This window comes from Paenibacillus sp. Marseille-Q4541 (assembly GCF_018310695.1).
GTDB lineage: Bacteria > Bacillota > Bacilli > Paenibacillales > Paenibacillaceae > Paenibacillus.
Map to the genome: position 1 here is coordinate 295,950 of NZ_JAGXCY010000002.1, position 19,522 is coordinate 315,471.

The window sequence follows — 19,522 nt, forward strand, 5'->3', positions numbered from 1 at the left end:
GAATATTTAACAAAGATTTATGATTTCCAGTTCAATTCAATAAAAGCAGCGTCATCTTCGAGCCCGCCTGTATGAGGTGCATCCATCAGTACCTGTATTTCCTCATCGGGTAGATGAATACCAATGGGATCAAGTTCTCCCATCCCGTCCGTGTATAACCGAAGGACAAGATCCTCTCCTGAAGAAAAAGTCTGTTCACACACATGAGGACTTCCCCCTACGGGACCTTCGGCCGTAGACCACCGCTCAGCCGTAGCCCTAGTCTTTTCAAAAGAGAGATCTATTTCTGTCCCGTTACGGAACAGTCGAATTCTAGAGTCCCCTTGCCAAGCAAGTTGCAGCGTGCTTCTTTTTTTACCTGCTAACTTAATTTTACCGCAGATGTACATGGACTGGCTTCCTTGTTTCTTCTTGGTTTCCAGAACTTCCCGAAGTAATATAGGCATGTTAGCGTTCTGACTTCCTTCGTAATTGCTAAGTTCCCTAGAAGCAGGAATGGTAAGACTCATCAGAAATTGATACAACAAAGAGGAGGACCAGTCTTTGGTTTCGTTCATCCAGGCAAATAAAGCCTCTCCGAGATATTTTGCTGCAAAATCTCCGTGATAACTCATAGACACTCCGTCACAAAGCACAAAGGTGCACACATCTCCCTCAATATGAATCGCGGCAAAATCCTGTCCTCTATCTCCATACGATGCCGACTCGGATGACAAGCCATATCCGTATCGACAGAACCATTGCCCCTTATACGTAGATAAAGGTTGGTTTGTATGCTGGGAACTGACATAATGGAAAGTTTCTTCGGAAGAGAGGGATTTCCCTCGATCTGGTACCGATGCTCGCAAAGACTTCAATCTCGTCCCCTCCTTACCTTACCGGCGTAGCCGCCGACATTTGGAATCCTATAGACACTAGTTCTGCACAAGAGCCTGGCAGCATCATTAGTGAACCAGGTGACAACAAATAATCTGCCTCTATCAGCATTTCCCGATAACTTTCGGGAAGAACCGAAGACATATTGCGAAGTTTCTCCCCATGTTCATCTTTCAGCTCTGTATCTTCAAGAATTCCACCCCATCTTCGTGGCTCGGTGATGGGTGTATCCAGTAGATGATCGGATATAAATATATTCTCTATGAGTACATTCCCGTCTGGTACACTCATATCCATAATGCGTCTCGCAATTGGCTCCGGATCCTCGCCCGTGGCAACGCCGTCTGTCATATGACAGATCAGAGGTGCTGGACAGTCTTGCATGTGTGGAAGCTCACTCTGCAATATTTTTTCTGCCTGAAGAAATGCTTTAGCTGAGTCAGAAAAACGCATAGGTGTTAGATCCGGGATAGAACCAATCGCAGCAATCTCATCGATTCCTTTTACACCGCCAAGTAAATCATACACATCATCACTATAAGCAAGAATCGCAATTCGATATCTTGGAGTAAGTCTATTTCCCTTCGTCGAACGAAAAACCATTTGACGAATGGCCAGAGATAAAGCATCGTACACGATATCCATCCGTCTACGGTTATCCATCATCATATTCATGGATGCACTAATATCAATTAAATAAATGATCAGCGCAGGAGTACGCTGCGACGCTTGTATCGTATAATTCATTTGTTCCTTCTCCTCTGAAAAATAAATAAAAATGTTATTGATCAAATATCAGGTAGCCGGTAACTTCGATTACTAATAAATTTCTTGATATGTTTTACTCGTTCCGAAATTTTACCCACTCCACTGTAGTAGCTGGCATCCTTTTCATAGCGATCCATAAAAGCTCTCGCATGAGTTCTTGCACTCTCAATTTTACGTCCTTGCTGGGCATTGTAAGCCAGATTATAGGAAGCAATGAGTTGAACTACGTTCTCTGCACGTTTTTTCTTTAGTGCTGCCGCTTCTTCTTTTGCCTTTTTCTCAGCAGCAGCTTTTTGAGCTGCTTTCTGAGCGGCTGCTTTCTGAGCGGCTGCCTTTTGGGCTGCTAATTTCTGTTCAGCTGCTTTTTGGGCCGCTAGTTTCGCGGCTGCTTCTTTTTGCTTTTTAGATTCTTCCGCTTGTTTCGCTTTTTTAGCTTGTTGTTCTGCTACATATTTTTCATACTTGGCTTGTTTCTCGTACTTCTCTTGCAGTTCTGCTTTTTCGGCCGCTTCTTTTTGAGCTGCTACCTTGGCAAGATAAGCTTCATATTTCGCTTGTTTCTCATACTTCTCCTGTAAGGCAGCCTTCTCTTTTTGCGCCGTTAGTTTCGCTGCTACTTCATCTGCATTCTTTTTGGCGAGCGCTTCGGCTTCCTGCTTCTTTTTTTCTTCTGCGAGCTTTGCTGCCTCTTGCGCCTGCTGTGCTTCTGCCTGTTTCTTCATTTCTTCCTGCTCTTTGAGCTGCTGCGCCTCTTGCTGGGCCAAAGCTTGCTTCGTCTCTGCTCGATCTGCAAGCGTATGCATACCAGGAATAGCGATAGCCCCAACCACAGCTACAGCCGCCGCCGCAATTAGAATCTTTCGATTACGAAGAAAGAATAACGGGGCTTTCGGTGTTTGGCTCTCTTCCTTTTGAAGTTGATCACGTTCTAGCTGCTTTATAGCCGCTGATATTTCAACAAATACTGCGCTGCCTGATTGTGTGTTAGGCAGGACAGATTGGTACTTTTCCATTGCTAGAACATACTCACCTTGATTTTCGAGAACTCTCGCATCCTTGATTGCCTGTTGTATTTCCTGCTCAGTCCAAATCCTGTTTGTGACAGTATCATGGGCAAGAGGTACTACAGCTGTATCAAATTCACTGTTCTTCTGCTGCATATCCTTAGAAGGAAGTTCATTCTTGCCTTCATCACTATATATAAATCCTGTTGGAACATGTTCTTTTTCAGAAGAGTTCTTAAGACTTTCATCCAAGTCTGCTACTTCCGGTTGCAGTTCAATGGTCGATATGGCGATCAGCCATTCTCCAAAAGTAGGACAACTACTAAGATCTTGACTATTCCATGCTCTACTGAATAATTCTGAAATTTTGCGACCATATCTTCGTTCCAAAAATTGTAGCAGCTTTATATATCTGTCGCAGCTCGTTTGGAGTTCACGCTGATCAAAATAACTTTCTCCGTAAGTCCTTTGAACGATATCCTGATCACTGTAACCAAGCATCTCAGCTAGAATAACAGCCCCTGCAAAACGATCAGCATAACTGCTCCATAACCCGCTATTTACGATACGATGCGCCGCATATCCTGCTGAGCCTGCAAGCAAGGCATCCGGTCTATCCATTTTGGGACTATATATTTGCTCCACATCAACCAATTCCACTGCTGAAGAGCCTTCAGGCTGTTCAACTTCGGAAAAAAACGGAATAAGCACATTGGGCGCCGATAAATCACAATGTGCAATCCCTCTTTGCTCCATCGCTGATCCAATCCCCGCAAATGAAGCTGCAAGTGTCAGACTTTCACTAGGAGTCAAAAGTTTCTTGTCACATATGATATCAAACCAGGTAATCCCACTGATCCATGGCATAAGCACTGAGTATAGTAAATCCCCATGCTCACTAATTAATTTTCCGTTTCTTTCAGGAGTGAGCACGTCACGATTACAAACCTGCAAGCCTGACACTTCACTGTACTTTTCCATCTGTTCAGATTGATAGACCATGGCTGGAACACGGAACTTTGGAAAAAACACTTTTAACGCTTTAGATTCGTATTCATTACCATCGGCAGGTATTAATTTATAGACTGTACCTTGCCTTCCCGTCTGTGCATATGCGATGCCCGGGGCAGCCGGATGTTGACCCACCAGGTAAGTGATACCATTAATATGGATCTGATCCCCGGGATTGGGTTGAAAAGACATGAACATCCCTCTCTTTTTCGTTATCGATGCAAGAAAACCGGAAGTTATGTAAACTTCCGGTTTCTAGGTTGGAGAAAACTTCGGTTTTAATTAAGTAAGTATAAGTACATTAAATCTAATCCACACGCAAATTAGCGAGATTGGTCAACAGAACGGAATTTCTGAGCAATAGCATTAAGCTCTGTGCTAATGCTGTTCAATGTTTGAACAAAACTTTGCATTTGCTTGCTTGCTTCTTGAAACTCGGTGAAGAAGCGTTGTTTCGTCATCCCTTCCCATTGACCTTCCATACTGTTAATGGATTGAGTCAAGCTGGAAACGATTTGTTGACTTTGCTCACCACTTTGCTTGAATTGATTAGCTACTTGATCCACTTGTTCTGGGGATATGAGAATACGTCCTGACATAAAATGATCTTCCTCCTTCATTTTCACCAAATATTAGTTAATTTCTAATAAAATTGTACCAAAATGACTTTAGTCCTGTCTAAAGTCATTGGTCCTAATTGTAAATAAACCCAATTTGGTAAGAATGAAACTTCTGCAAACAATGAGTTTATAAAGGATTACCATAAATATTAGCATTGACTAATTTACCATTTTTTTCGCAATCGAGAATCTAATAAGGAAGTTGTGTTCTTTGCTTAACCCGCCTTTTCTCCTATAGCTGGGTCCTTGAAACTCCATCCTCTCGGATTTGTTTCAGAAGCTTGAAGGAGTACTCCTATCCCATTTCTATCTTCTGTGCTGTTAAAAGACTGATGAATGGCCATGACAGCGGACCTAGGATTAGACACGGCAAAAGATGTTAATTCATTATTTCTTAGAGAAGTGATCTGCTCAGATTGGAGCATGCGCATGGGTGAGACGTTAGAATAATCAACATAAGTTAAAATCGTATGATAATCCTCGTCTGCACGAGCAAAATCTTCCGCCTTACGCGACAATTCGGAGCTAAATCTCTCAAGCTCTGATTCGATAAATGCAGCAAGCTGCTTTGATCTCATCCACTCATACACAATTCCTTCATGAACAGCCGTGTCTCCCTCGATTGAACTGAGAGCTCTTTCCAAAACAACAATAGTTTGCTGAATTTGCTCCGCCGCGAGCTTTAATTGACTGCTAAGCGTTCGAAGCACATTCGGTTCCACACGAATGCGCATAATGCATCACCTTTCTTCATGATCTACAGGCTGATTCAGCCAATCGAGAAGCATATCTTTAAATTGTTCTTTTGTTGCTGGAGAAGCAACAAGCCAGTCCCCTTTTCCAACCGTACTCATGCGCAGCAACCAGTTCGCTGAAGCATCGGATATAAAAGCAGCGGACTGAGATTCCCACTCATGTCCATTCCAGACAAGCAACTGGAATTCCCCTTCAGACTGCTGTTCTACGATTGTTTTCGCGAGAGCATCAGCTCCCTGACTGTCATGACAGTCTTCAGCGAGAGCCTTACTCAAGGTCCCCCATTCCTGATGTTGTTTCATATTCTCATAGAACTTTTTCTTCGAGAACATTAACGCTGGAATATTTTCGCTTATATTTTCTGAACTCCAGTTAATTCTATTAACAACATTCTCACATGCCTGTTCTACATTACCAAGATCCGATAATTGGTAGGTTATCGGCTCTTCTTGTGTTCGGATCACTTCCACTACGCGTTCATTCGTGCAGTGCAGGTATCCTTCATAACTACTACCCTTTTCTTCCAATTGAAAACGGAATGCTCTTGAGGATAATCCTGCAATGGCTACTCTAGAAAATACGGTTGGTGTCATCGTGATATCACTGGAGCCTTCATCTTGAATCAAATATCCTTTTTGCAGCAATGTTTCCTTAACCTTGTCCCATTCCTTAACAATATCTTCTGTCAAATATCCTACAAAGGGATCATCAATACCAAGCAATCGATCAGATCCTAAGATTCCGGCCAGAAAAAACAGCTCTGTTCGTTCCAGTGTTACTACCTTCTGTTTGGAATGATGAACCGTCAACATTATGAGCCACCTCCCTTCAAACTACAACATGCCATCGGTCACGAATTTTTTTAATCCATTCCGCACATTCTTTAGTGTTATTCCATGGCAGCGCAGCTTTAATCCTAGAAAATCTTCTTTTTACATAGTACCCTTGCCCTGGTGGAAGGACTTTCAGACCATTCGTTCCCGCACTCGATTCTGAATATGGTATACGGAAGGAGGATAGATCGTTCGGGTCAAGGGTCCCGAACAGTAATCCACTTTGTGATGCTTTCACATCTGTTACCCAATCAGCTCCAAAAGTAGGGAAATCTGCTGCCACTCCAGCAAGTACTACATGAACTCCCCGATCTCTCCCCTGCCTTACAATCGCACCTAGCTGGTCTTTCATCGTAAAATCATTCATCTGTTTGGCCAAAGTATCGGCATCATCAATAAATAATACGATTTCAGGACCACAGGCTTCAGATGAAAGCTTCATTACCCGCTCGTATACCTCTTGGATAAGGGGCGCAAGTTCCTCTTCACGGGCTGCATGTCTACAAACATGTGGCAGTTCTTTTAATTGGCCCAATCCATGCTCGCCATATCGCGTATCAATGGTATACATATTTAACTGATCCGGTGAATGATGATAAGCAAGAGATAACATCCAGGTCATTAAAAAGCTCGATTTTCCGCCCTCCAGTGGACTGGCCACCATAAAGTGAGGGCCTTCACGCAGACTAATATGGAACACTTCAAGATCATCTGTCATAAGTCCCACCGGTACTTTAAAGATGGTGGTTTCCTCCTGTGACCTCGCCTGAACAGGAAGAAGTTCCGAAAGTGTCACTACTTCTGGTAAAGGTTCGATTTGCGGTACTTCCGTACCGAAATACTCATTTTTGATCGTTTGAACAAGTACCTTCAATTGTTCGGCTCGCTCAGACTCTTCCCTACCCGATACAGGAAGGGCAACTTGGAATTCAAGCGGAGGGATCTGGCCTTTAATGAGCGCTCTACCTGGCGGATAGCCATTGGGAACTCGCGCTGGCCTACCCACTGCATAATAGTAATCACTCGGATCAGCCATTTCAAATGAAATAGCATTAGAAATATTACTTCTTACTTTTTCAAATATGTCTGTAATCCGATTCGCCGTAATTATGAACGTAATGCCTAGGCTGGTTCCTTCTCTCAGAAGAACTTCAAGCTGTTCGTTCTCATCTGGGTAAGAATTACGGAATGACAAATATCCATCTATCACGACTACGATTTGAGGAATCTGTTGTCCTGTTCCTCTACGATATGCAGAAATGGTCTTGACGCCTGCCTCGGAGATGAATTCTCGCCTTTGCACAAACACTTTAGACAAATAGCGGAATAAGCGTTTAATCCGGTCATCATCCTCTGCGGTCATTACACCGCCAATCTGAGGCAGATTGTTGAATTCTCTCATCATACGGCCCATATCAATGATATATCCGTGCCAAAGGCTACGGTTGTTCTGGGCTAGTGACATCAGAATGGTTTGAACAAACGTCGTTTTACCAAGTCCCGGCATTCCGTAAACTGCATAGTGTCCAGAGCTTAGTGAAATCTGCAAAGGTACCTGCCTTTGATTGGGTAGATCATCTAGTAATCCTACGACAGGTTCCCAAGACATCACTTCCCCCGGTTCATGACTGGTTTTAGCAACTTGGGAAGAAACAAAATCCAAATCAACAGCTTCTGGTAATGGTGGCAGCCAAGGTCCTTGTAAACGCTCGATCCCATTTTGCTCAGCAATTTCAGCTATATAATCAATAAATACTTGCAACTGTTTGGAAGAACCCTCTGATTTCATCATAGTCACGCGCTCACCAGTAAGCAAAGGTTCACGTTTGCCGTTAAGCCGCACCTCCATCAGCGGAAGGGAAGAGGCACTGTCATCCGTGTTCGATGTATAAGGTGCCCCGCTCCAAGCGAACTGCATTTCTTCAAATACTTCATCACTTCCAACCTGAAAATATCCTCGCCCTGGCTTTGTAATCCAAGCTGCGTTCGGTATTTTAATCATATCCCGACTATCGCCTTCGCTTTGTACCCTTAAACAAATACGAAATCTTGAGTTACTCCAGATTTTATCATCAACGACCCCAGCTGGTTTCTGCGTTGCCAGAATGAGATGAACCCCCAGCGTCCTGCCGATCGCGGCAATGCTGATCAGTTCATCCATAAATTCCGGTTGTTCTCTTTTGAGCTGAGCAAACTCATCAATAATAATGACAAGATGAGGGAGCGGTGCGGCATGATGGGAATCAAGCCATTTATAATACTCATCAATATGTTGCAGATTTCCTGCATCATTCAGAAGTTTTTGTCTTCTAACGAGCTCCGCACGCAGTGAAATTTTAGCTCTCTCCATCAAAGATTGATCGAGATTCGTTATCGTACCTACCACATGAGGGAGTTTATTAAACGTGTTCGACATGCCTCCACCTTTATAATCAATTAGCATGAATGCAAGATCATGTGGATGAAACTCAGAAGCAAGAGAAGCAACAATTGATTGAATAACCTCACTTTTTCCTGAACCGGTTGTACCCGCAATAAGGCCATGAGGACCATGCCCTTGTCGTTCTATTTTGTCATGGAGATTAATGAATACACGTTTCCCACCTGCACGAACTCCCATCGGCACGGGAAGCGTATTGGGATGCCTGTTGCTTGACCATCTAGATGCTACATCCAGTTGCTCGACTCTTGATACCTCCATCATATCAAACAAAGGAAGCAGCGGCGGTATATCCGAAGCTGAAGAACGTTTCAAGCGAAGAGGTGCCAAATGTCTTGCACTGATTTCCGCTTCTTCCTTACTCATTCGATCGGGAACAAATGATTGATGTATCACATCCGCTTGCTCCGTCTTTTTAGAATAACTTCCTTCTTTTTTACCGGCTTCGACAACTAACTGACAATGCATAGGAAGATGTTCTTTACGTGAAGCAAGAATGATTGTACATGTCGTAATTGCCTCTGCATCTTCTAGAATAAGTGGAAGTAAAGGTTCCTCTTCAATAATGTCTCTTTCCGATAACAAAACTACGTAGCACGGAAGATCTGGGCTTTTCTTTCCCCGTTCCTTTCGAGTCATTTTACGACGATGCAGTGATGTATACAGATTATCTGCCAACTGGTGAACCCCATTGTGACGATCCGCCATATATCTCAGATCACGTTCATCATCCCAAAAATGAGGCAACCAGCGCATCCATTCCCATTCATCTGCCTCTTTATCTTCATAAAAAGCAGCAAGTTTCATTTCATCCGGTGAATGACGTGTCGTTAGTTGAGTAACGAGAACTCGTAACATGGACAGAACATCTTCCCGTTCACCAACGATTCCGACTACTTTGGATTCATAAATTGGAAGAACTATGGAAGCTTCTTTCACCATACGAAAATCTTCCGCAAGTTCATGAGCCGCTTCAATCAGTGGTTCTTTCTCATATCCGTCCTGCCTAGGAGGAACAACCGTAATACGAAACGGTACTTCTCCAAGTCCTGCACGAACTTGTAAGAAGTCAATATCATCGGGGGAACGTTCCCACAAAGAACTATGTCTGTTTTTCACAATCTGACAGCATACATCAGGATCTCCATGAATTTCATGCATCACCTGTACCTGCCGCTGCGCTTCAAGTGTCAGCTCATCCCGATGTTTCTGAAGCTCTGACCGATACATCTGATCTCTCTCTTCGATCTTCCGCTTGTAGTCCTTCTTGTTGCTTAAGTAAACAAAAAAAGGAATGGTATAGGTCATCAGCATCATCGACATCATGACCATCTGGATCGTCATGAAACTACTGTTACCGAGTTTTCCAGACCTGCTTAAATAGAAATACAAACTAACCGTAACGGCAGTCATTACGATAGGTATTATAATAGAAATAAGAGAAAATGTTGGTTTGTTCGGTTCAACGGGAGGTCGCAAAATCTCTACCGTTTCTTTCTTGAGCACTTCCTTCATTCGGGGGGAACGCTGATATAGAATATTCATTTAAGTTCCTCCTCTAGGCTATGTAAGAGATCCTGATTGAAATAAAAGACGTTTACCGATCACAGGAGCTTCTTTTTCTGTCGTAGAGAACGTTTTTTGTAATCTGACATAACTTCCTTCTCGGAGTCCTGTTTCGGAAAGCTGTTTCGTATCCGGAAGCACAAACCAATGAGCTCCAGGAAATTTTGCTTCTACTATATATTGAACATGATCTTGTGGCGGCTCATTAAATAATCGAACAGCAAGTACAGATTTGAAATACTGAATTGTGCTCTCATCTGGAACTTCAAGATCAAACCACTCACTTCCCTGCCTGCCTTGAACTACTGTGAGAATCATCCCATTCACACCCTTTTTGGCTATGTCCATCGTCCTAAACAATATTTCACATATTTTGACGAATAAGCTTATCCCTTAATCTATCATATTTTCTTACAGAAGATACTTATTTGCAATGTTAAGAATTCATTTTTAAAGCTAATTACCTAGTTTCATAAGTCAAAACTGTTACTATAGACTTACTTATTTTTAAATCAATCTATTAGAGTTGATCTCGTTCGACAATAAAACCTTTATTTTTCACTCTTCAAATAAAAAGCGAGATAACCTGTTGTTCACAACCTAATTGTGAACACTTTGCAAACGTTACTGTTCTTTATGTTTATATAAGCTAATTTTAAGGTAATTTTAAGCAACGGAATATATGATTAGCAATATGAAATAGCTCTAGTAATCTAGTTGAGGTGATTTCAATGAGAACATTAATTTTTTTCCAAGACAAAAGAATCCCAGTTTATTTTAACCCAGAAAACAAACAACCTGTCCAAAAGACTCTAAAACTACTTAGCAGTGCTTTGGAAACAAAGATTAATCACGGCAAACGTGCATTGCAGAAATGTTTAAATACGCTAATTAGTATCGAAATTATTGGAAGTGAAGCTATTTTGCACAGCATCAGCGAGAATGACACATTGGCACTATCCCTTTATTAAGGGATGGTGTTTTTGTTTTGTAACAAAACATAAAGATCCTCGCTCAAAAAAAAGAAGACTTCTACCCTCAGAAGCCCTCTTTTACACCTATGTTTTTAAGACACATATCCAAATGTAAAAACGGATTTGCGCCGAGTCATTAGCTCCTCCGTTCGCTCCGCCATCTCGATTCGGATCATAAACAGTTCTAACAGATGTTCTTTTGTATGTTCTTCTTGGCAACTATTTAATTTCCTAATAATAAAACGGTCAATGGAGTTGGACATACGTGACAGCCTCCTTTTTCATTTGGCGTTCCCAAGTGACTGTAAAAATACGCATTGTTCCGGCACTTTCCATTAACCATTTATTTACATATTTGAAACAGGTTTTTGTTGTTTACTTAAAAAAATGAGGAGGAAATTGATTAGCAATTACCAAGCTTCTCGAAGTTTACGTAGAACCACAATTTGTCCTATATGGTAAGCATCGTGCTGAGTCCATAAAGGTAAATATTCATGAACATACTTGTCATCCATCGTTTGATTTTTCCTTTGTTTCTCTAATTCTTTACGAATCCCCTTATATATTTCAAAGCTTTGCTCACAACAATTTTGAAATCCTATATCGTCAGTCGGATCTCCTGGTGCTCCGAAAGTCGCTTCATTCGTCATATCATTATTAGGAAGAGCTTCTCCCTTTAATGTACTTAGTACTCTGTTATTGTAATAGTTCATATGCCGCAGTGTCTGCCATATCGTATTCACACTCCCGCCTGGCTGCCATGAAGCAAGTTCTGCATTCACCCCGTCTAATACTTTCATAAGTGTCGCATACCAATCTTCCTTGGATTCATTCTGATCGAGTTGAAGTAAAATAGAACCGATTACATTTGTAGTCATGTTTAACATCCTCTCTTTTTTTATTCTAATCCCCTATAGAAAATGGAATCCTACACTTTTAGATGAGATACGACTTCTTATTCAATTCTTCAGGGGTTACAATATAATATATCCGAATTCCATTATTTTGTAACCTCCTATTTTTATTTTAAAGGTTACAAAATAATGTGTACATCAAGAATGGAGGAACGAACATATGGATCGTCTTTGGACAGACTATGCTAATAGTAAGTGGCGTGATTGGAAAGGAGATGGTCATACAGAAGAGGAATTATTTGATGAACAGTGGCAGCATTCATTTTTGAACCGTTATTCATTTGTTCTAGAAAAGGAATTATCCTTAGATGAAATGCCCTTCATGCTCGAAGTACGGGATAACCTTATTAAATCCGCACATCATTTATTCCATCATCAGACTCTATCTGACGAGGAGATGTCTTATTATAATGAGATTTTAGGAAGAAAGCATCTTCAACCGGTACTCCGCAAACAAACCGAATCAGGTTACGAATTGAACTATAATCATCGAATCACTGGATGGAGTGATATCATCCATTCCGTTTTGCTTGATTTTGCCAAGACGCTAGCGGAAGAAGACATCGGACGTATCCGATTATGCACGAATCCTAACTGTCAGTGGATCTTTTATGATGAGACTCGCAACCGAAGACAACAATATTGTGATGATAAATTGTGCGGGAATCTTATGAAAGTTCGAAGATTTCGAGCGAGGCAAAAAGAAGATTCGCAGGATGAATAGCAAAATAAAAGCGGATAGAGTTTCGAGTGTACTGAATCTCTATCCATTTTGTAATTACCTTATATGTAATTGAACCTTACCCTTAATCAAATCTACCAAGTTGCCTGGAGTTACTTCTGTAGTAACGTATCTAGCACTGTATAACATATCTCTTGTGATGGAGTCTCATCATGGTTCGATACCACGACAACGCCTAATCGCTCTGATGGAACCATACACACATAGGCACTAATTCCATGAAATCCCCCTCCATGTTCAATAATGAGTAGATTCCCTTCCTCCCTTGTTCCCCATCCTAATCCATATCCCGTTTCACGATCAAAGTGCCAAACGGGCTCATACATTGGATTCATCATAGCTTGAGATATAAAGGGAGCTTCACTCATATACGAGGATAAATACTTCCCTAAATCATTCGCAGTTGAGTAAATGAACCCCATTGGAGCGCCTAAGGAATTAATTGGATAGGGGCACTCAAACACATCCATATCTAAGTTAGGTTTTGTTACATGATGTAAGATTTCTTGATTACTACAATAATATAGTGCAGAATTTTCATCTTTGTATATGTTCTCAGCATGTAAGGTCGTTCTTTTTAGATCTAGTTTTTTGAAAAGCACATCTTCTATATATTTGTCCCATCGTTGCCCACTAACCTTCTCATACAGATCAGCTGCGATCATATATGCGTCGGTGCAATAACTCCAGTCTGTACCTGGTGCATGAGACAAAGGAACCGATTTAAAAAACTTCGTTATATCTTCTCTGTTTTTTATCTTTTCAAGATCAGAATCCGTTACTCCGTATTGTTTCTTCACCTCATCAAACTCACGAAATTTCTTGGCGTTGGTACACAGTAAGTAACCGATTCCTATATCACCCGCAAATCCTGCGGTATGCGATAATAATTGCCTTACAGTTATCGTGTTACTTATTCTTTTCTCTGTGGTCTGAAAATAGGGCAAATATTGCACAACGGGTGCATCCAGTTCGAGCATTCCCTTTTCTACTAAATGAAGTAATGAAGCTGCTGTAAAGCTTTTTGAGATACTTTGAATGCTAATGATCGTATCTGGTGTAAAATCTCTTTCATTTTCGCCTATCCTTGCTTTACCAAATCCTTTTCCATACATCACCTGACTATCTTTCACTACGACAACCGCTCCACCAACAAGAAAATCTTGCGGACGTATAACATGATTCAGCTGTTCTTCCAGTGTCAGTCTCATTACTATTCCCATCTCCCAATTCCAATTCAAATAGAATCGCTCATGAAAATAATGATATCAAGTCCCAAGGTTCAATGGTTGGTAAAGATTAATTATTACTAAACTATGCTTGTATTTAATGAAAACAAAAAAACCGCGCTATACGCGGTTTCTATGGATGTCTCTTCCTTAATTAAATTGCAGAAGCTTTGTCCGTTTTATGAAGGTGACAGGCTACCCAGTGCCCCTTTTCAACTTCCTGCCATTCAGGCACTTCTGCTGCACAGATTTCAGTTGCAAATGGACATCTAGTTCTGAATCTGCAGCCGCTAGGTGGATTCATCGGACTTGGTAAATCCCCTTGAAGCACTTGACGTTCCCTGCTTCGTTCAAGCTTCGGATCCGGGATAGGGATCGCTGATAAAAGCGACTGTGTATAAGGGTGAAGTGGATTATCGAATAGCTCATCACTTTCTGTAAGTTCCACCATACCTCCTAAATACATAACGCCGATCCGATCACTGATATGCTTCACCATGGATAAATCATGAGCAATGAATAAGTAAGTCAAGCCGAGCTCTTGCTGAAGTTTCTTCATTAGATTGACGACCTGCGCTTGAATTGAAACATCCAGTGCCGAGATTGGCTCATCTGCAATGATAAAACGCGGATTAAGAGCAAGCGCTCTGGCAATACCAATTCTTTGACGCTGACCTCCAGAAAATTCGTGCGGAAAACGCTGGGCATGATTACGATTTAAACCGACCGTTTCCAGCAGCTCGTAAACCATTTCCTCACGTTCCTTGCGATTTTTAGCAAGTCCATGTGCATCTATGCCTTCAGCTATAATATCTGTTACGGTCATACGCTGATTCAGCGAAGCGTAAGGATCCTGAAAGATCATTTGGATACTTCTGCTTAACTTCTTCATCTCTGACTTAGACATCGAACCATGAATCGGATGGCCCTCAAAGTTTACCGTTCCCGCTGTCTCTTTATATAACCGAATCAGTGTACGCCCTAGCGTAGACTTACCGCAGCCTGATTCACCTACAAGACCAAAAGTCTCGCCAGGATAAATCTCAAAACTGACATCATCAACGGCTTTGAGGATTTGACCTTTGCCGACATTGAAATGTTTTTTTAAGTTTTTCACTTCGATAAGTGGCATTTTTTGTGTACTCATCACCATTCACCTCCTGCAATCGGACGTTCTACCTTGGGTGCACGACTGTCCTGCAGCCAACAAGCTGCACGATGGGTATCCGAATGCTCTGTATAGGCTGGCATATGTCCATGGCAAATTTCCATTGCATAAGAACAACGTGCTACAAAAGGACAGCCTTTGGGCGGATCACTCAGATCGGGCGGCGTACCTGGAATCGCAATCAGCTCTTCTGATTTCTCATGCAGCTTCGGCATCGAAGCCATTAGCCCCCAGGTGTATGGATGTTTACCCTCGTAAAATATTTCATCGACGGTTCCAGTCTCTACAATTTTACCCGCATACATTACAGCAACACGGGAAGCCATATTCGCAACAACGCCCAAATCATGTGTAATAAGAACAATGGATGTACCGAGTTTCGTTTGAATCTCCTTCATCAGTTCGAGAATTTGTGCTTGAATCGTAACATCAAGCGCAGTTGTTGGTTCGTCGGCAATAAGAATTTTCGGATTACAAGCAAGTGCAATCGCGATGACGATCCGTTGCCGCATTCCTCCAGACAACTGATGCGGGTATTGTTTCAGACGTTTTTCCGGATTCGGGATACCCACCTGTTCGAGCAATTCTAAGGCACGCTTGCTCGCTTGTGCGGTAGCCATGCTTTGATGTTTTTTAAGCACTTCGTAAATCTGCTTTCCAATCGTCATGGTTGGATTCAGTGAGGTCATTGGGTCTTGAAAAATGAGTGCGATTTCCTTACCACGAATATTTTGCATCTGTTTCTCCGGCAATCCTGTGAGCTCCTTGCCTTCGAAGAGGATTGAACCACTTTTAATTTTGGCGGTCTTTGCTAGGAGTTTCATGATGCTTTTCGAAGTCACCGATTTGCCTGATCCTGATTCACCTACGATCGCGAGCGTCTCCCCTTGACCGAGGGAAAAGCTGACATCACGTACAGCCTGAACCTCGCCAGCGTATGTGAAAAAGCTGACCTGCAGATCTTTAACCTCTAACAAGTTGTTCATCGTCTTTTCCCCCTATTTCCGCATTCTTGGATCGAGCGCGTCGCGAAGACCGTCGCCTAGTATATTAAAGGTTACCATGATTAATATAATCACTATGGAAGGATACACCATCAAATAAGGTTGCGTCGTTAATGAAGCAAATCCATCATTGATCAGCACCCCAAGTGAGGACATCGGTGATTGAAGTCCAAGACCAATAAAGCTTAGAAAAGCCTCCGTAAAGATCGCAGATGGGATGGTAAACATCGTGTTAATAACAATAATACCAATCGTATTTGGAACGAGATGCTTCAGAATGATACGACTGTTCGAAGTTCCAAGTGTGCGAGCTGCCAAAACAAACTCTTGTGATTTCAGCTTTAAAATATGTGCACGAACAAGCCTTGCCATATTGACCCATCCCGTAATGGACATCGCTATCATGATGGTAAGAATCCCTGGCTTCATAATCATCATGAGCAAAATAATAATGATTAAGCTCGGAATACCTGTCATTATTTCGATAATACGCTGCATCACGTTGTCTGTTTTTCCTCCTAATAGAGCAGAAACGGCACCGTAGATAACACCCACAACTAAGTCAAGTGCAGCAGCTAATACGGCGATGAGCAGGGATACCCGTGTTCCTTCCCATATTCTAGCCCACTGGTCACGTCCAAACTTGTCCGTACCAAACCAATGTTCAGCGCTTGGCTTTTGATAAACTGCATCGTAATTTGTATCGTAATAATTGTGGTTACCCATCCAAGGGCCAACGACTGCCAGCACTAGCATAATGATTAGAATCACAAGACTGAACATAGCCGCTTTATTCTTTCTGAGCCGTCTCCAGCTATCCTGAAAAGCAGTTAGCGATTCACGGGAGATTTTTTCTCTATCGTCGGGCCGAGCTACAGATGGTGTAAACAAGGCATCCAAGTTTTCTACTTCCTGCTTCATAAGCTTACTCCTCCCCTGATGCCAGACGGATCCGTGGATCTACAATGCCATATAACAAATCTACGATCAGCATGATAAATACGTAGAAAGCACTGTAAAAGATCGTAATCCCCATAATCGTGGTGTAATCGTTCATTTTAATAGAATCTACAAATAGACTACCAATACCAGGAATCCCGAAAATATTCTCAATAACGAGTGATCCAGTCAAAAGATTAACTACAATAGGTCCCAAAATCGTGATGACCGAAATTAATGAGTTACGAATGACATGCGAGAACATGATTCGTAGGAATCCTAAACCTTTTGCTTTCGCTGTAATAATATAGTCCTGTTCTAATACTTCCAACATCTCTGTACGAACAAAGCGTGCAATTAGTGCTACTACTCCGACGGAAAGAGCAACCGATGGCATAATAGAACTTTGATAACTTTCCCAGAAGGCAACGGGTAAAAGCCCCCATTTGAGTCCCAAAAAATATTGCATTAACGCCGCGAGAACAAAGTTTGGTACCGAAACCCCTAAAACTGCGATAATCATTGTTGCATAATCCCAACCCGTATTATGGCGATAGGCAGCAATAATTCCGAGTATCATGCCGATCGTGAGCCCAAGTAAAACAGCCTGAAAGCCGATGAGTATCGAAGGCCCGAGACGAGCAGAAATAATATCTACAACTTCCTGACCCTTATAAAAATAAGAAGTTCCCAAATCACCTGTAGCAATATTTTTCAAATAATTCACATATTGAGTAAAGACCGGTTTATCCAGGCCATAGCTAGCATAAATAATTTCTTTTTGCTCCTGCGGAAGTTGAGTTAGCTTCTCCTCATCAAACGGAGTACCCGGTAATGATTTCATCAGAAAAAAAGTAGCTGTCGTGATAATAAATAACGTTAATAGTAAATACAAGATTCTGATGCCGATGTACCGTTTCAATATTGCACCTCCCTATGTATGGGGCATGTATATTTTTTGTCGTAATAAAGAAAAAGGAGAAGCAAGCTTCTCGCTTTTTCAGAAACGATATTCAAGTGTAACTATTTGATGTCTGTGTATTTAAAATCTACCGGGCTACCATATGGATGATATACAAGTCCTTCTACTTTTTCGTTAAGAAGGTATGAGTAACCCCCGAAGAAGATTGGGGAAACCACTACATCTTTTGAAACCAATAGTCTCTCAGCTTGTAGTAACATGTCTATACGTTTTGCCTCGTCTGCTTCTTGTTTTGCTCCAGAGATTAGAGCATCAAAATCAGCGTTCTCATAATTACCACGATAAGGTGTGTGGTTTGCCCATAAGTCTAGATATGTCATTGCATCGTCATAATCTGCGCCCCAACCTGTAATCGCCATTTGGTATTGGCTATTATCCATCAGTTGTCCACGAGCTTTAGCTGTCTTCGTATCGATAACGACATCAATACCTAGGTTCTTCTTAAATTCACTTTGCATAAATGTAGCCACATCTTTTGTTTCTGAATTGTCCGCTACTAACATCGTGATTGTTGGTGTTTTACCCAGTTCTTTTACACCTTGTTCCCAATAAGCTTTAGCTTGTGCCGTATCTGCTTTGAGCAGGTCGCCTTGCATATCTCGGAAGGATTTACCGTCAACTCCACTCATTTGGAAAGGAATAAGTCCTGTAGCACTTTTAGAACCGTTGTTTAATACTTGATCAGCTAGCAAATTGGAATCATACGCAAGACTTAATGCTTTACGAATATTAACATTACTTACGCCATCTGCTGTTGTGTTGAATTGTAAATAGGTTGTTTTGAATTCAATCCCTGTTCCGAATCCTGGATCGGATTGGTTAGCATCCACATCAGAAGAAGTAAGGAGAACGCGATCGAGTTGACCCGCTTTGTATGCGTTCATTGCTGTACTTTTCTCTTTAATAACTTTCATGTCTACTTTGTTCACTTTTACGTTCGCTGCATCCCAGTATCCTTCATTTTTCGAAAGTACTGCACCGCTTGCCGCATCCATAGTAGTTAGAGTATACGGTCCATTAAAGAGCATGTTTTCTGGATTCAGAGCAAACTTGTCACCTTTTGATACAACAAACTCTTCTTTCATCGGGAAGTACGGAATAAATGAAGTCAATCGTAAGAAGTAAGGTGTTGGTTGTTTCAACGTAACAACCAGCGTCTTGTCGTCTGTAGCATCGATGGCAACTTGATCAGCAGATCCACCTGCGGCATATTCCGCAGCACCAACGATATAGTCATTAAGAATAAAGGAGTAGCCATTCGTTCCGATTGCTGGGTTCATTCCACGAAGCCATGAATATTTGAAATCAGCAGCAGTTACTGGAGTACCGTCACTCCAATTCGCATTATCACGCAATTTGAAAGTGTAAGTAAGCTTGTCCTCAGAAATATCAACCGCTTCCGCCATTGCAGGCTGCGGCTCATTATCCACGTCTAGACGATAAAGCCCTTCCGTTACATTGTTCAGAACGGAAAATGAAATATTATCCGATGCTGTCCATTGGTTCATATCTGTGATCTCTGTCTCTACATAAAGCTTAAGTTCCTTTGCGGAAGTAGAGGTTCCCCCAGTAGTAGCGCCATCTGTCCCCGTTGCATTTTTGTCAACTGTGAATGAGCAGCCTGTAAAAACAACTGCTACTACTAGCAAAGTTGCCAGCAAACTTACCTTTTTCTTCATTGCTTGTTCCACTCCTT

Annotated in this window: 18 protein-coding genes; 2 read left to right on the forward strand and 16 right to left on the reverse strand. The window is 41.8% G+C overall.

All coding sequences use genetic code 11. The annotated features are described in order from the left end of the window. Positions 1-17: 17 nt before the first annotated feature. The 8 genes from KFT32_RS04030 to KFT32_RS04065 all read right to left on the reverse strand — a co-directional run bounded on the left by KFT32_RS04030 (position 18) and on the right by KFT32_RS04065 (position 10,192). Entirely contained in the window at positions 18-857 is an 840-nt protein-coding gene (locus KFT32_RS04030; protein WP_211745826.1) for a PP2C family serine/threonine-protein phosphatase, read from the reverse strand. A 13-nt stretch (positions 858-870) separates the two neighbouring features. After that, the gene (locus KFT32_RS04035) at positions 871-1,623 is read right to left on the reverse strand and encodes a vWA domain-containing protein (RefSeq protein ID WP_211745827.1); all 753 of its coding nucleotides are present in this window, start codon (positions 1,621-1,623) and stop codon (positions 871-873) included. Positions 1,624-1,664: 41 nt separating this feature from the next. Then, positions 1,665-3,851, reverse strand: a complete 2,187-nt coding sequence (locus KFT32_RS04040) for a hypothetical protein (protein WP_211745828.1) — start codon at positions 3,849-3,851, stop codon at positions 1,665-1,667. 131 nt (positions 3,852-3,982) lie between these two features. After that, complete coding sequence (locus KFT32_RS04045) at positions 3,983-4,258, reverse strand: WXG100 family type VII secretion target (protein ID WP_211745829.1); 276 nt, start codon at positions 4,256-4,258, stop codon at positions 3,983-3,985. A gap of 236 nt (positions 4,259-4,494) precedes the next feature. Next, a complete protein-coding gene (locus KFT32_RS04050) occupies positions 4,495-5,013 on the reverse strand; it encodes a WXG100 family type VII secretion target (RefSeq protein WP_211745830.1) in 519 nt (172 codons plus the stop codon). A 6-nt stretch (positions 5,014-5,019) separates the two neighbouring features. After that, positions 5,020-5,847: a hypothetical protein gene (locus tag KFT32_RS04055; protein ID WP_211745831.1), complete on the reverse strand. Its 828-nt coding sequence runs from the start codon at positions 5,845-5,847 to the stop codon at positions 5,020-5,022. A 16-nt stretch (positions 5,848-5,863) separates the two neighbouring features. Beyond that, positions 5,864-9,853, reverse strand: a complete 3,990-nt coding sequence (gene essC / locus KFT32_RS04060) for a type VII secretion protein EssC (RefSeq protein WP_211745832.1) — start codon at positions 9,851-9,853, stop codon at positions 5,864-5,866. A gap of 18 nt (positions 9,854-9,871) precedes the next feature. Continuing rightward, positions 9,872-10,192 carry a hypothetical protein gene (locus KFT32_RS04065; RefSeq protein ID WP_211745833.1) on the reverse strand — a complete coding sequence of 107 codons (321 nt, stop codon included), beginning with the start codon at positions 10,190-10,192 and terminating at the stop codon, positions 9,872-9,874. Positions 10,193-10,605: 413 nt separating this feature from the next. Between KFT32_RS04065 and KFT32_RS04070 the strand changes: the two genes are divergently transcribed. Then, the gene (locus tag KFT32_RS04070) at positions 10,606-10,845 is read left to right on the forward strand and encodes a hypothetical protein (RefSeq protein ID WP_211745834.1); all 240 of its coding nucleotides are present in this window, start codon (positions 10,606-10,608) and stop codon (positions 10,843-10,845) included. Positions 10,846-10,940: 95 nt separating this feature from the next. Here the strand turns inward: KFT32_RS04070 and KFT32_RS04075 are convergent, their stop codons facing one another. Further along, a complete protein-coding gene (locus KFT32_RS04075) occupies positions 10,941-11,111 on the reverse strand; it encodes a hypothetical protein (protein ID WP_211745835.1) in 171 nt (56 codons plus the stop codon). 147 nt (positions 11,112-11,258) lie between these two features. After that, positions 11,259-11,726 (reverse strand): DinB family protein, encoded by a 468-nt coding sequence (locus tag KFT32_RS04080; protein ID WP_211745836.1) that lies wholly within the window; start codon positions 11,724-11,726, stop codon positions 11,259-11,261. Between the two features lie 196 nt (positions 11,727-11,922). Between KFT32_RS04080 and KFT32_RS04085 the strand changes: the two genes are divergently transcribed. After that, complete coding sequence (locus KFT32_RS04085; protein ID WP_211745837.1) at positions 11,923-12,486, forward strand: CGNR zinc finger domain-containing protein; 564 nt, start codon at positions 11,923-11,925, stop codon at positions 12,484-12,486. Positions 12,487-12,596: 110 nt separating this feature from the next. Here KFT32_RS04085 and KFT32_RS04090 read toward each other — a convergent pair whose 3' ends face one another. From KFT32_RS04090 to KFT32_RS04115, 6 genes are all read right to left on the reverse strand, one after another. Further along, positions 12,597-13,715, reverse strand: coding sequence for a serine hydrolase domain-containing protein (locus tag KFT32_RS04090; protein WP_211745838.1), 1,119 nt, complete (start codon positions 13,713-13,715; stop codon positions 12,597-12,599). A gap of 172 nt (positions 13,716-13,887) precedes the next feature. Then, the gene (locus KFT32_RS04095) at positions 13,888-14,880 is read right to left on the reverse strand and encodes an oligopeptide/dipeptide ABC transporter ATP-binding protein (protein WP_249435638.1); all 993 of its coding nucleotides are present in this window, start codon (positions 14,878-14,880) and stop codon (positions 13,888-13,890) included. Next, complete coding sequence (locus KFT32_RS04100) at positions 14,880-15,887, reverse strand: ABC transporter ATP-binding protein (protein ID WP_211745840.1); 1,008 nt, start codon at positions 15,885-15,887, stop codon at positions 14,880-14,882. Before KFT32_RS04100 ends, KFT32_RS04095 begins: the two co-directional genes overlap by 1 nt. Before the next feature lie 12 nt (positions 15,888-15,899). Next, positions 15,900-16,826: an ABC transporter permease gene (locus KFT32_RS04105; protein WP_211745841.1), complete on the reverse strand. Its 927-nt coding sequence runs from the start codon at positions 16,824-16,826 to the stop codon at positions 15,900-15,902. Positions 16,827-16,830: 4 nt separating this feature from the next. Beyond that, entirely contained in the window at positions 16,831-17,766 is a 936-nt protein-coding gene (locus KFT32_RS04110) for an ABC transporter permease (protein WP_211745842.1), read from the reverse strand. A gap of 101 nt (positions 17,767-17,867) precedes the next feature. After that, on the reverse strand, positions 17,868-19,505 hold the full coding sequence (locus tag KFT32_RS04115; protein ID WP_211745843.1) for a peptide ABC transporter substrate-binding protein: 1,638 nt from the start codon (positions 19,503-19,505) through the stop codon (positions 17,868-17,870). Positions 19,506-19,522 lie beyond the last annotated feature (17 nt).

Coding starts and splice junctions, on each gene's coding strand:
- KFT32_RS04035 (WP_211745827.1), bottom strand. CDS start 1,623: ATGAATTATACGATACAAGCGTCGCAGCGTACTCCTGCGCTGATCATT.
- KFT32_RS04040 (WP_211745828.1), bottom strand. CDS start 3,851: ATGTCTTTTCAACCCAATCCCGGGGATCAGATCCATATTAATGGTATC.
- KFT32_RS04045 (WP_211745829.1), bottom strand. CDS start 4,258: ATGTCAGGACGTATTCTCATATCCCCAGAACAAGTGGATCAAGTAGCT.
- KFT32_RS04050 (WP_211745830.1), bottom strand. CDS start 5,013: ATGCGCATTCGTGTGGAACCGAATGTGCTTCGAACGCTTAGCAGTCAA.
- KFT32_RS04055 (WP_211745831.1), bottom strand. CDS start 5,847: ATGTTGACGGTTCATCATTCCAAACAGAAGGTAGTAACACTGGAACGA.
- essC (WP_211745832.1), bottom strand. CDS start 9,853: ATGAATATTCTATATCAGCGTTCCCCCCGAATGAAGGAAGTGCTCAAG.
- KFT32_RS04065 (WP_211745833.1), bottom strand. CDS start 10,192: ATGATTCTCACAGTAGTTCAAGGCAGGCAGGGAAGTGAGTGGTTTGAT.
- KFT32_RS04070 (WP_211745834.1), top strand. CDS start 10,606: ATGAGAACATTAATTTTTTTCCAAGACAAAAGAATCCCAGTTTATTTT.
- KFT32_RS04075 (WP_211745835.1), bottom strand. CDS start 11,111: ATGTCCAACTCCATTGACCGTTTTATTATTAGGAAATTAAATAGTTGC.
- KFT32_RS04080 (WP_211745836.1), bottom strand. CDS start 11,726: ATGACTACAAATGTAATCGGTTCTATTTTACTTCAACTCGATCAGAAT.
- KFT32_RS04085 (WP_211745837.1), top strand. CDS start 11,923: ATGGATCGTCTTTGGACAGACTATGCTAATAGTAAGTGGCGTGATTGG.
- KFT32_RS04090 (WP_211745838.1), bottom strand. CDS start 13,715: ATGAGACTGACACTGGAAGAACAGCTGAATCATGTTATACGTCCGCAA.
- KFT32_RS04095 (WP_249435638.1), bottom strand. CDS start 14,880: ATGAGTACACAAAAAATGCCACTTATCGAAGTGAAAAACTTAAAAAAA.
- KFT32_RS04100 (WP_211745840.1), bottom strand. CDS start 15,887: ATGAACAACTTGTTAGAGGTTAAAGATCTGCAGGTCAGCTTTTTCACA.
- KFT32_RS04105 (WP_211745841.1), bottom strand. CDS start 16,826: ATGAAGCAGGAAGTAGAAAACTTGGATGCCTTGTTTACACCATCTGTA.
- KFT32_RS04115 (WP_211745843.1), bottom strand. CDS start 19,505: ATGAAGAAAAAGGTAAGTTTGCTGGCAACTTTGCTAGTAGTAGCAGTT.